13 protein-coding genes are annotated in these 10,171 nt (G+C 25.8%); 6 read left to right on the top strand and 7 right to left on the bottom strand.

Annotation, left to right across the window (positions count from 1 at the left end):
* The first annotated feature begins 319 nt into the window (after positions 1 to 319).
* Complete coding sequence (locus PF569_02740) at positions 320 to 532, top strand: cold shock domain-containing protein (GenBank protein ID MDA3855150.1); 213 nt, start codon at positions 320 to 322, stop codon at positions 530 to 532.
* A gap of 27 nt (positions 533 to 559) precedes the next feature.
* Here the strand turns inward: PF569_02740 and PF569_02735 are convergent, their stop codons facing one another.
* The 3 genes from PF569_02735 to PF569_02725 all read right to left on the bottom strand — a co-directional run bounded on the left by PF569_02735 (position 560) and on the right by PF569_02725 (position 1,836).
* Positions 560 to 970, bottom strand: coding sequence for a YkgJ family cysteine cluster protein (locus PF569_02735; protein MDA3855149.1), 411 nt, complete (start codon positions 968 to 970; stop codon positions 560 to 562).
* Positions 971 to 1,135: 165 nt separating this feature from the next.
* Positions 1,136 to 1,375 (bottom strand): hypothetical protein, encoded by a 240-nt coding sequence (locus PF569_02730; protein MDA3855148.1) that lies wholly within the window; start codon positions 1,373 to 1,375, stop codon positions 1,136 to 1,138.
* Positions 1,376 to 1,641: 266 nt separating this feature from the next.
* Positions 1,642 to 1,836 (bottom strand): YwbE family protein, encoded by a 195-nt coding sequence (locus PF569_02725; GenBank protein MDA3855147.1) that lies wholly within the window; start codon positions 1,834 to 1,836, stop codon positions 1,642 to 1,644.
* Between the two features lie 254 nt (positions 1,837 to 2,090).
* Here PF569_02725 and PF569_02720 point away from each other — a divergent pair, with 254 nt between their 5' ends.
* Positions 2,091 to 2,501, top strand: coding sequence for a hypothetical protein (locus tag PF569_02720; GenBank protein ID MDA3855146.1), 411 nt, complete (start codon positions 2,091 to 2,093; stop codon positions 2,499 to 2,501).
* A gap of 15 nt (positions 2,502 to 2,516) precedes the next feature.
* On the opposite strand, the gene PF569_02715 is transcribed toward PF569_02720, so the two are convergent.
* On the bottom strand, positions 2,517 to 4,238 hold the full coding sequence (locus PF569_02715; protein ID MDA3855145.1) for a DEAD/DEAH box helicase: 1,722 nt from the start codon (positions 4,236 to 4,238) through the stop codon (positions 2,517 to 2,519).
* A gap of 219 nt (positions 4,239 to 4,457) precedes the next feature.
* On the opposite strand from PF569_02715, the gene PF569_02710 reads away from it, so the two are divergent.
* A complete protein-coding gene (locus PF569_02710) occupies positions 4,458 to 5,048 on the top strand; it encodes a phospholipid scramblase-related protein (protein MDA3855144.1) in 591 nt (196 codons plus the stop codon).
* Here PF569_02710 and PF569_02705 read toward each other — a convergent pair whose 3' ends face one another.
* The gene (locus PF569_02705; protein ID MDA3855143.1) at positions 5,049 to 5,771 is read right to left on the bottom strand and encodes a hypothetical protein; all 723 of its coding nucleotides are present in this window, start codon (positions 5,769 to 5,771) and stop codon (positions 5,049 to 5,051) included.
* A gap of 37 nt (positions 5,772 to 5,808) precedes the next feature.
* Positions 5,809 to 6,045, bottom strand: coding sequence for a hypothetical protein (locus PF569_02700; GenBank protein ID MDA3855142.1), 237 nt, complete (start codon positions 6,043 to 6,045; stop codon positions 5,809 to 5,811).
* A gap of 99 nt (positions 6,046 to 6,144) precedes the next feature.
* Between PF569_02700 and PF569_02695 the strand changes: the two genes are divergently transcribed.
* Together PF569_02695 and PF569_02690 are read left to right on the top strand one after the other, a co-directional pair.
* Positions 6,145 to 6,528, top strand: a complete 384-nt coding sequence (locus tag PF569_02695; GenBank protein ID MDA3855141.1) for a hypothetical protein — start codon at positions 6,145 to 6,147, stop codon at positions 6,526 to 6,528.
* A 42-nt stretch (positions 6,529 to 6,570) separates the two neighbouring features.
* Positions 6,571 to 7,308 (top strand): Bax inhibitor-1/YccA family protein, encoded by a 738-nt coding sequence (locus PF569_02690; protein ID MDA3855140.1) that lies wholly within the window; start codon positions 6,571 to 6,573, stop codon positions 7,306 to 7,308.
* A gap of 23 nt (positions 7,309 to 7,331) precedes the next feature.
* Here the strand turns inward: PF569_02690 and PF569_02685 are convergent, their stop codons facing one another.
* The gene (locus PF569_02685) at positions 7,332 to 9,026 is read right to left on the bottom strand and encodes a hypothetical protein (protein MDA3855139.1); all 1,695 of its coding nucleotides are present in this window, start codon (positions 9,024 to 9,026) and stop codon (positions 7,332 to 7,334) included.
* A gap of 171 nt (positions 9,027 to 9,197) precedes the next feature.
* Here PF569_02685 and PF569_02680 point away from each other — a divergent pair, with 171 nt between their 5' ends.
* Entirely contained in the window at positions 9,198 to 10,163 is a 966-nt protein-coding gene (locus PF569_02680) for a glycosyltransferase family 2 protein (GenBank protein ID MDA3855138.1), read from the top strand.
* Positions 10,164 to 10,171: the final 8 nt, after the last annotated feature.

The raw sequence follows: 10,171 nt of genomic DNA, 5'->3' as shown, positions 1-10,171 counted from the left end.
TCTTATTTAATTCTTGACGAAAAGAATTCTCGTGAGGAATTATTTGTTTTTGTACAAGTTTACGAATCATAATAATTAAAGAAATTTGAACTTTATAAATCTACTTCGGATAAAGCCGTTGTATGAAATAATACACTAAATATGATATTATTTCAATTTTTCAAAACATTTTTAAATAATTAAAATATGTTATATACTATTCAGAAGTGTAGGATTACAAGAAGTTAGTCTCATTTATTGTTTAAATAGTTTAATATTCCTATTGAAACAATGACTAGAAATCTATTTTATTTCTTATTTATTCTGAAAAGTTTGCAAAATGAAAGGAACTATTAAATGGTACAGAAAAGAAAAAGGTTACGGTTTTATTACTGGTGAAGATGAAAAAGATTACTTTTTACACTTAACAGCTCTCCCTCAAAATGTTGATAATGTTGAAGGGAAAGAAGTAGAATTTGAAGTAGAAACTACCCAAAGAGGAGTTCAAGCAACTAAAATTGTATTTCCTAATTCACCAGAGAAAGAAGTCTGAAATTTATTATTAAATAAATTTTAAAAATTAAATAATTTTATACCCTAAAGATTCCATTACTTTGAATTCCTCATCTAAAAGATTTTTTTCTATTACAGGGCAACTAGAAGCACTAATTACATATTTTCCAACAATGAATAAAGGATAATCTTTGCAAAGTCTTGGTCTATTTTCATTAAGATGTATCTTACATAAAAATTTATCATCTAATTTTAAGCATGGTTTTGCTCCAAGATTTAAATGATATTTATCTCCTTCTTTCTTAATTAGGAGATTATTTTTTAAATATTCTTTTTCAAATTTACCAAGTATAAGAATTGCTTGGCTATGATTCATCGACAAAAATCCAAATTGACAACATTTTGCATGACAAACATTCATACAATAATCACTAATACTATTTCTTGCACTTTCAACTAAATTAACAATATCTTTCAATAAACACCTTCATTCTGTCCCTATTTATAGAATAAACAATTCTAGTCAGAATCTGACCTAATAAATTATATTTTAGTTAGAATATAAACCTTCCTTACAAATTGTTAGTTAAATTCAAGAATTAAAGCACTGTCTATTTATTATTAAAAAAAGATTTAGTAATAATTACATACTACTAATAGCTTTTTCAAAAAGAGGTAAAACTGCTTCAGCCTCTTCTTTAGTTAATCTACCTAATTTAGAAAATCTCCAATCTCCAGAATCAACATCTAAGTTTTCTCTTGAAAGTTGTAATTTTGTTCTTCCTTCATTATAGGACATAATTGATACTTTAATTTTAGTAGCATCAAATTTTGCTTCTTCACCAAATAATTCTTTATCTAAAGTTTTATCAAATCCAGCCATGTAATAATATATTATATTATACAGCTTTTAAAACTTTGTGAACTCTTTAAGTTCACAACGGCTTAGAGATTAAATTTCTTGACTTTGTGAGTTTTAATAACTCACAACATCTATGAATGAAACATTCATACGATGCCAAAAATTTATTTTATAAATTATTGAGCAGCTTAAAAATCTACGATTTTTTGACTTTGTGAACTCTTTAAGTTTACAACATCTATAAATGAAATATTCATATGATACCAAGAATTTATTTTAAAAAATACTTATTTTTTAATTTCTATAACTCTTCCAACTTGACCATCTTCAAGTTGTACCTTAATTCCTCTATGATGAACTGCAGAATTAGTAAGAAGTCTCTTAACTACTCCATATGTTACTTTTCCAGACTTTTGGTCTTTCTTTAGAATAACTCCTACACTTAAACCAATTTTAATATTTTCTCGTTTAGTATGACTCATTTTAATAATAATTAAATATATTTTTTATTATTCATTCTCTCAAGCATACCTTTAACAAAAATCTCATTTTTCCTTTGTTCTTCAGTTTTATCAGCTTTATCATCAACAATCTTTTTTTTCATTTCTATTGAATATGATTTTTTGTCAGTTATAAATATAACTTGAAAGTCTCCTGAGTAACAAATTTATTTCAAAATAATTTATATTTATTACTCATGAGTAATATTTATAAAGAGAATTATAATAATTCTACTATGTATGAAAATAATTTAAAACATTCTTTTGATAATCTATCAAACATATTTGCAAAAGAAGCATTAGATAAATTAATTTTCGAAATAAATAAAAATGAATTAATAGGTGAGAAAATATTTTTTGTGTTGGATGATGAACAAATAATGATTTCTGCAAATTCTATGAGTAGAGAATATCAAAGTCCACTAGAAGTAGATTCTCAGTATTTAAATCCAAAGAAAAGAGGTTATGATTTTTCTAAGAAATTACTTAATTCTACAACTATGGGAATAATAACACTTTCTGAGAATACTAGAAATGATTTAGATAAAATCTCTAAAGTAATGAATTTAAACTATTTAGAAGGTGAATCAATTGAAACAATATTTGGAACAACTAAAACAAGAATCTATCATATTTCTTTAGAATAAATAAAATAAAAAAAATTAATTGGAAGCTACTTCAATAACTGGTCTTCTTCCACCTTTATCTTCAAATGCTTTCAAAACATCTTCAGCATCTTTAGCTTTTAGAGTAACAAATGAGAAATTCTCACAAACTTTAATATCATTTCCTTTAAGTTCTCCTGTATTAGCCTCTTTCTCAATGAAATTAAGAAGACTTCTACTATTAAAACCATCTCTTTGTCCTTTAGCAACAAAAAGTCTAATTTGGTCACCTCTAACTTTAATTCCTCTAGCTCCTCTAGGAGCTGATCTATCATTATAAGAATCTCTTGAATCTCCTCGTGAACTTCTTGAATCTCCTCTTTCTCTTCTAGGAGAACTAGATCTAGTATCATCTGAAGATGACTTAACAGCACCACTACCTTGAACTTTGTACAATAAAGCGGCAACAAGATCTTTTGCATCATATTCTGCAAGAAGTTCTTCACTTAACACTAAATTTGATTCATGTTTATTTGAAGAAATAACTAATCCTAAATCTCCTTGAACTTTTTTAGTTTTAGCAGATTCAACATCTCTATTAGAAGGTAAAAGTTCTTTTCTAATCTTTGATTTAGTAATTCTCTCAATTTGATTAATAATTGAAATTTCTCTAGGAGTAACTAATGAAATTGCAATACCTTTATTACCTGCTCTTCCAGTTCTTCCAATTCTATGAGTATAAATCTCAAGTTCTTTAGGTAAACTATAATTAATTACATGTGTTAAATTATTAACATCAATACCTCTAGCAGCAACATCAGTAGCAACTAAAATATTTAATTTCAAGTCTCTAAACTTACCTAGGATTCTCTCTCTTTTAGATTGAATAATATCTCCATGAATACAATCTGCATCATGTCCTGCTTTCTTTAAAACTTGTGTCAAATCATCAACATCAGCCTTAGTCTTACAGAAAATAATTCCATAAAAGAAATTTTGAGATTCAATAATTCTTGCAACTGCATTTGTTTTTTCAGACTGTTTTGCAACATAGAATATTTGATCAATCAATTTATTATTTTCTTTTGACCTTTTAGCTTCAACAATAATTTGATTTTTCATATACTTCTTAGTAAGTTTCTTAATTCTATCAGGCATTGTTGCTGAGAAAAGTAAAGTCTTTCTAAATTTATTAGTAGCTCCACTTAAAATCATTTCAATATCTTCAATGAAACCCATTTTAAGCATTTCATCTGCTTCATCTAAAACAAAGTATTCAACCTTAGCTAAGTCTAATTTTTCTCTATTAATTAAATCTAAGATTCTTCCTGGAGTTCCAACAACAATATCAATACCTCTAGATAATTCTCTAATTTGAGTTGATATAGATGTTCCACCATAAACAGTAAGTAATCTTAATCTCTTTGAACCAATATATGAACTCATTTCATCACAAACTTGAATTGCAAGTTCTCTTGTTGGCGCTATAACAATTGCTTTTGGCGTTTTGTTATTTTCTTCAATCATTTCAATAATTGGTAATCCGAAAGCTGCAGTTTTACCTGTACCTGTTTGGGCAACACCAATAATATCATGAGTATTCTCAAGCATTAAAGGAATAACTTTTGCTTGAATTTCACTAGGAATTTTAAATCCTTTCTTTTCAATAGTTTTAAGTATATTATCACTTAAATCAAATTTATCAAATGTAATATTTGCTTCAACTTTGCTTTCATCTTTCGTAGTATTATCTTTCATAGTATTTTTTTTATCTGTCATTTTTTACAATATTAGAATTCGTCAAATTTGCTAGAGCATCATCAAAAATATTTATATATATTAAAATAAAACCCTTACGAGAATTTTTGATACGCCGACAAATTATCTCGTTAAATCGTGGAAGTTCTATTAAAGATAATGATAGAGGCTTTAAAAAGGTGAGTGTTTCACATAAAGTTAAAAACATTTAAAAACGATTCAAATACCATATTACTTATAATGGAATTAAACTACAATAAATTAATAGTAAAACAAAAGTTTGAAGGACTTGAAGCATTCACTGGGATTGAAACTAAAAATAAATATCAAATTTTAACAGAAGGTGGTAATGAAGTACTATATGCATTTGAGGAAAGTAATTGGTTTATGAGAATCTTATTAAAAAAAATGAGAAGTTTAGATATAACTTTCATTAATCCACAAAAAGAGACTTTCTTAAAAGTTAATAAAAAATTTGCATTCTTCCTACCTCAGTTTGATGTTTATGATAATAATAAACAATTAATTGGAATAGTTAAAACAAGATTCGGGTTAACCTCAAAGATTGAAGTATATGACAATAACAATCAATTAATATTCTTTACTAAAAATGAAATCATGCATCCATGGACATTTAATATATATAAAAGCAAAGTAATGGAAAATTCAATTGGATTAATTAGTAAGAAATGGAGTGGTGTTGGAAAAGAGATGTTCACAGACGCAGATAATTTCTTAATTGATTTTGATCAAATTTCCGATGAGAATGATAAGAAAATAATTTTAGCTCTAGCTTTAATAATAGATTTATTTGTATTTGAAAGGAAATAATTATTTCCAATCATTTAATTCTTTAATATTCTTAAACGCATGATAGGCAGACTCCTTAATCTTAACATTATCCTTTTTCAAATCAAAAATCATTTTCTTAAAATAATCTCTCTTTGAGTCACCATCTCTTAAAGGACAATCATTCTTAACAGCTTTAAAATCGATTTTTTCAATATAATGTCTAATTAAATCTTCATCAACATAAATCATAGGTCTAATAATCTCTACTGAGCCGTTATCTGCAAGATATTTAGGTTTAAGAAAAGAAGTTTTACTTCCATAAAAAAGATTCATCAAATGAGTCTCAATTGCATCATCAAGAGTATGACCAAGTGCAATTTTATTATATCCATTCTTTATTGCATAATCATATATAATTCCTCGCCTTAATCTTGAACACATAAAACAAGGTTTCATTGCTTTGATCTTACTTTGTTCCTCAATAATTTCTTTTATTTGTGTATTCAAAATTTCAAACTCAAAATTCTCTTTTTCTAAAACCTCTCTAACATTCTTATCAAAATTAGAATCAAAACTAGGATTAATACATAAAACTTTTAATTCAAAATCAATAGGATACTTCTTTCGCAAATATTCTAAAACTTTAAGTAAAACATAACTATCTTTACCACCAGAAAAACAAACAAGGATTTTATCACCTTCATTTAACATAGAATAATCAAAACAAGCCTTCCCAGTTTTTGTAGCAATAGGTTTAAACATAAAAATTAGAATAATAGATTGTTTTTAAATTATAACATTACCATTCATTAAAAACATAACTCTTGATAATTCCTTTACTAGAGATAAATCTAAGGAATAAATGAACAATCATAATCATTGATAAATAGAATGTAAAATTAAATAAAAATATATTCATTCCATCTTTTAGTAATAGAAGAAACAACATAACAAAAAAAAATAGACTTGATATTGCAATTAACTTATTTTCATAAGCCTTTTGTGACTTATACTTATACTTACCTTGTTTATACATATCAATAACTAAAAATTCAATATTTATATACTTTTTTAACTTTTATTACCATAAAATAAATTACAAAAGAATATAAAAAATAATTAATAAAATCTCATTATGAGTAAAGATTCATTGGGACCAATTTTCACAACTGTCATTTTAATGGTTATAGCATTATTATCGATAATTATGTTTCAATTCTGGATGACAACATATCAACAAGACTCAACAAATAATATTGAAAACCAACAAGATTCAGAAATTAGTAATTTTGAAATTGAAACAATTATAAGAAATACATTATACCTAAAGAGTAAAAGTAATACAATTTTAATAGGTGAAATTCAAATAGATAATAATATCTGCCAAATAAAAGAAGACATAATTCAAGGAATGAATGAAATCAATATAGAATTTTGCTTTCAGGAGTTAGATAAAGGAAAAAAAGAAGTTATTCTAACAACTCAACATGGCAAAATAATGAAAATAATCTTCATCTAGTTAATCAATAAACTTATAATTAATTATTCTTTAATATTATCTATGTTACATAATAAAAGTACAAATATCGCTATGAAATCATTTAATAAGATCTCTCATAGTACGAATCATGATCCTATGACACTAGAAGGTTCTTTAAATAAAACATTAATATTATTAACAATAGTTTTATTCACTGGTTATTTTGGATGGACCCAATCACTTCCAATTCCATTCATAGTTTTATTTATTATTTCTTTAGTAATCAGTATAATTATTGCAATAACTCTAGCATTTAAACCTCTAATTGCAAAATACTTAGCACCAATTTATGCAATATTTCAAGGATATTTTCTAGGTGCAATTTCAGTATTATTTGAATCATGGTATCCAGGAATAGTAATTCAAGCAATTCTAATAACAGTATCAATAGCATTCTTAATGAACTTTTTATATCGAAAAAGAATAATTGTAGTTACAGAAAAATTCAAAGCAGTAATAATTGCTGCAACAATGGGAATCTTTTTCGTATATATGATATCTTTAGCAATGTCTTTTTTCACAAGCTCAGGAATTCCATTAATTCATGAATCAGGATTGATAGGAATAGGATTTAGTTTATTAGTTGTAACAATTGCATCATTAAATTTACTTCTTGACTTCTCATTCATTGAAGAACAATCAAAAAGAAAAGTTACAAAAGACATGGAGTGGTATGGAGCTTTTGCATTAACAATTACTCTAATTTGGATATATGTAGAAATATTAAAACTACTTGCAAAATTAAAAAGTAGAGATTAAATAAATTAATTCAATTTTTTTAACTAAACATACATAATTTTAGCTAGTTTATCTTGGAGATTATTTTTAACAACACCAGATTTATTTTTAATGACTTCATACATAGGACTTGTCAATTTAGAAACAGCATCTTTTCCATACATACTAGACAAAATTTCAATATTATTCTCAACATCATCAATTCTAGAACTTTGATTTGAAATATATTTCTCACCAATATTAAATTTAGAACCACTCTCTTTAGTCCAAAAGAAATTATTATTTTTCCCTTCTAAATTATCAATAAAATATTGAATCTGTTCTTTTTTAATAGGTCCAATATAGGAATTAACTATTCCTTCTAAAGAATTAGATGTAGATTCAATTGTATAAGTTTTATTATGTGAAATAAGCTCTTCAACAACACCTGAATAAGGTACATAAGTTGAAACTGGAGCAACTTTTACTGATGCTACTCTTTTTATACCATCAACTTCATTAGAATATTTATCTAAAGGGACTATTCCATCATTATTTGTAGTTCTATTTCTTGCAACAATTCCCATATCCGAAATTGAAGATATATCTGTAATATCAAAACTAACAATACCATTCTTTGCATGACCAACATTAACATAACCGATATCATTATAATTTGGAACTAGAGTAATCTCAGCATCTTCAGAATCCTTACCTATAATAGGAACTTCATATTTATGAGTACCATTTTTATTCTCATAAATAATACCTTCCCCAATAATTATTTCTAAGTTAGAATTAGGTTTTTTAGTTGAAGAATTATTCATTTTTCTTTCTTGAGAATTAACTAAAGCTAAATTTTCTGAAGAACTATTTTCATATTTATTATTCAAAATTGAATACGCTTCTAATTTTGCAGTTCGAGAAATAACTATTGAATTTAGTGATTTTTTATCTATATCAAATTTAACTTCACCAGATTTATTCGCAACAGAATTATATTCTACAAATTCTCCAAATCTATTATGATGACTTAATCTAACTGTAGTTCCTTCATGTAAATTAGTATCCAATTTAACTGAAAGATCTTTTTTACTATCTCCTCCAAGTTTAGGAGTAGAATAATCAATTCCAACCCAACCTCTTTCAGGAGATTGAGTTTTTTCATTATTAATCTCATTATTTATTTTAGTTTCAAAATCAATTTGTTTTAAAACAGAATTTGAGGCGTATTCCTCAAAAATATTAGGAGATTTATCAATTGAATTAATATCTTTAAAAGTACCTAAAGCATAAGATCCTAAAGAAGTTAAACCTAGAATAGTTAATGCTGAAGCAGCAGTTTTAAGATTAAATGAAGGTAATAAATCACTAAAATAATCTTTAAACTTAGGTTTAGAAACATTAGTCCTAGTTAATATTTTATCTTCTAAAGTTATTTTTTGATTCTCAAAAGATTTCAATTTAATTGAAGGAGTAGCAGTAGACTTTAATCTTTCAAGTTTATTATTATTAATACTATTCAAAGCATCTTCAAGATACCTTGGTTGAACTTCATAATTTTCAGAGATATACTTACTAAATAATTTATCAATCTCAGAGTCAAGATTATTAGCAATTTTACTACTATTATTACTAGTATCTAGTTCCATTAAAGGTTTAGAAATTTCAGATTTATTTTCATTAAAACCTCTACCATAAACAATATTAATTATAGATGGTCTTTTTTTCTTAAAATTTTGGAATAATGATTTTAACATTTTATATTATTAGATGTTACCTAAATATATATAGTTTTCGTTAATTTATAAATTTAACTAATGCGTCATTACAGATAGTAGTAACAAAAGTAACTTTATTTTTAAACAAGAAAATTAATAACAATATATTATAGTTAATTTTATAAATCTAAATATCCATGAGAAGACACTATGAAAAAGGAGAATGTCAAGTATTCAATATTTACGCCAATATATAACGAAGAAGGAAATATTATTCCATTATATAATGAAGTTAAGAAAGTTATGGATAAGCTTGATGGAGATTGGGAATTCCTTTTAATAAATGATGGATCTACAGACAATAGTCTTGAGGAAATTCTTTCTATAAAAGATAAAAGGGTACGGCCAATAGCCCTTCGTAAAAATTACGGTCAATCTGCTGCAATGGATTGTGGATTTAGATATGTTAAAGGAGACTATGTAATTTCACTTGATGCTGATCTACAAAATGATCCAAAAGATATACCAAGACTTTTGGAGAAATTAGAAAATAAAAAAGAAAAATACGATGTTGTATGTGGATGGAGACATAAGAGAAAAGACCCTCTTTGGATGTTGATAATTACTAATGTTGCAAAAGTCCTAAGAAAAATATTTGTAGCAGATGCAGTTCATGATTCAGGATGTACTCTAAGAGTTTATAGAAAACAAGTAATAGAAGACCTGCAACTTTGGGGAGAAATGCATAGATATATTGTTGCAATATTAAGATGGAAGGGTGCAAGAGTTGGAGAAATTAAAGTAAACCATAGACCAAGAATTCATGGAGTCACAAAATATAACTGGGATAAATCATTAAAAGGATTAGTAGACTTATTCTACATCTGGTTCTGGAAAAAATTTTCCACCAGACCACTTCATTTTTTAGGAGTAAGTGGATTATTTTTAATATTTTTAGGAATGTTAAGTGGAATTTGGACTGTATTTTCAAAATTATTTTTAGATGTAGACTTATCAGATTCAGCATGGTTTGCATTAAGTTTTTTTTTAGTATTAATAGGATTTCAATTTTTCATTTCAGGAGTAATTTTAGACATATTAATTAAAGACTACTATAACACATCATTTGAAAAAAGATATAATGTTAGAGAAATAGTTAAAAAAAGAGAAAGATAAAGTTAAAA

The sequence above is a fragment of the Candidatus Woesearchaeota archaeon genome (assembly GCA_027858315.1).
Lineage (GTDB): Archaea > Nanobdellota > Nanobdellia > Woesearchaeales > UBA583 > UBA583.
This window is presented reverse-complemented; position numbering and strand designations above follow the sequence as displayed.